This window comes from Sphingobium sp. BS19, from assembly GCF_027925545.1.
In the GTDB taxonomy this organism is placed as follows: Bacteria; Pseudomonadota; Alphaproteobacteria; order Sphingomonadales; family Sphingomonadaceae; genus Sphingobium.
Genome location: NZ_BSEF01000070.1, coordinates 1 through 1,346, shown reverse-complemented (window position 1 = coordinate 1,346; position 1,346 = coordinate 1). Strand labels below are relative to the sequence as shown.

At 58.8% G+C, this 1,346-nt stretch carries 3 protein-coding genes; all 3 read right to left on the bottom strand.

Annotation, left to right across the window (positions count from 1 at the left end):
• A partial coding sequence (locus QMG56_RS23190; RefSeq protein ID WP_281825262.1) for a transposase occupies positions 1 to 178 on the bottom strand: 178 nt, incomplete at its 3' end.
• 135 nt (positions 179 to 313) lie between these two features.
• Positions 314 to 553, bottom strand: coding sequence for an AlpA family phage regulatory protein (locus QMG56_RS23185; protein ID WP_375713761.1), 240 nt, complete (start codon positions 551 to 553; stop codon positions 314 to 316).
• Positions 554 to 586: 33 nt separating this feature from the next.
• Positions 587 to 934 (bottom strand): transcriptional regulator, encoded by a 348-nt coding sequence (locus QMG56_RS23180; RefSeq protein WP_281825260.1) that lies wholly within the window; start codon positions 932 to 934, stop codon positions 587 to 589.
• Positions 935 to 1,346 lie beyond the last annotated feature (412 nt).

Below are 1,346 nucleotides of genomic sequence, written 5' to 3'. Positions count from 1 at the left end.
CGGCGATGTAGAGCAAGGCATTCAGGACTTCGCGCATGTCCGTCCTGCGGCGCCGGCCTCCGCGCTTGGCTGGTGGGATGAAGGGAGCCACCAACGACCATTCCCGCTCCGTCATATCACTGGAATAGCGCAATCCTTTCCGGCTATGCTCCTGCCGGGCAATACCAGTCCATGCCATCGATCACTCCATCTCTTCGCAAGGACGGCGTGAACCATAACATGCTGGTATTGCTCAACATCTTTCGAGGCGGGCTCTCAGGCTGGCAAAATATGCCAATCGGCGAAGGTCTTCATGTGGAAGACCCTTGTGAAATCAGTTTGAAATTCGCGATACTTCGCGGATCCACTCGTCGATTTCAGCTTCAACCCAAACTGCGCATTTCGGCCCCAGCGATCGCGATCTCGGGAACCGCCCCTCGCTCATACGCTGATAGATGGCGGAACGGCGCAGTCCGACGCGGGCGATCACTTCCGGCAGGCGCAAAAGCCTCGCCGGCGGCGCTGCTTCGGGCGGTTGCGGCGTGTGCATTTCATCTGGCATTGTTGATCTCATTTGCTTGGGTTCGGTCCCCTCCGAACTCTCAGGCTACCGTGGCAGTGACATCGTGATGTCTCGGCCCACGAAATCATCGATGTGCTTGGCAAGCATTCGTGCCACGAGCTGTGAGGTGCCGTTGGCCCACCGAGGCCGCAGATCCTCAATCCGCCGTCCCAGGGTCCGCTGAAGGTGGACTGGGAGGCTGGTGAAGAACTCTTCGAGAAATTCGCCCATCTCGCCATGCATCCACTCGCAAGCGAGCTCTTCTTGCCCGGCAAGAGCAAGGATCATGGTCGCGCGGGGGTGCGCTCCACAGGCGGCGAGCACAAGTGCCGCTTCGTCGAGCCCGATAGGCCGCTCGCCACGCGCTACGCGAAGCAGGGTCTCGCGGTGCATCCCACATTCACTGGCAATCCTATGGCGGGGTTTGCCGCCGGCATCGATCGCATGGGCGAGCACGCGAGCCAGACTTTGATTAGCCGGTCTGGCAACGGTGGTTGGATGGTGCATGGCTGTCTCCTTGCATCTGCACTGATGCGATTCGCAGGCATATCGCGAAGCATCCCATGTAGGAAAACGAAAAGAACATACATGGAACTTCTCGTTTAAAGGCGAATGAGTTCCTCTATCCGAGTCGTCGCCAAATCCCGGCTGCCGTGACGGCGTTCACCGACACACTGTCCGTCGTCAGAACATTTGGCACAACTCGCGGCGTAAATTAGCGGAGTGCGGGCCTCGTCCTGGGGTTGATATTAAGCGGCGATCTTGCGGTGGAGCAAGCGGCGATGTTCGATGGTCTTCCGTTTGA

Bases quoted from the DNA above. Each gene is read 5' to 3' on its own strand.
- QMG56_RS23185 (WP_375713761.1), bottom strand. From the start codon at position 553: ATGAGATCAACAATGCCAGATGAAATGCACACGCCGCAACCGCCCGAA.
- QMG56_RS23180 (WP_281825260.1), bottom strand. From the start codon at position 934: ATGCACCGCGAGACCCTGCTTCGCGTAGCGCGTGGCGAGCGGCCTATC.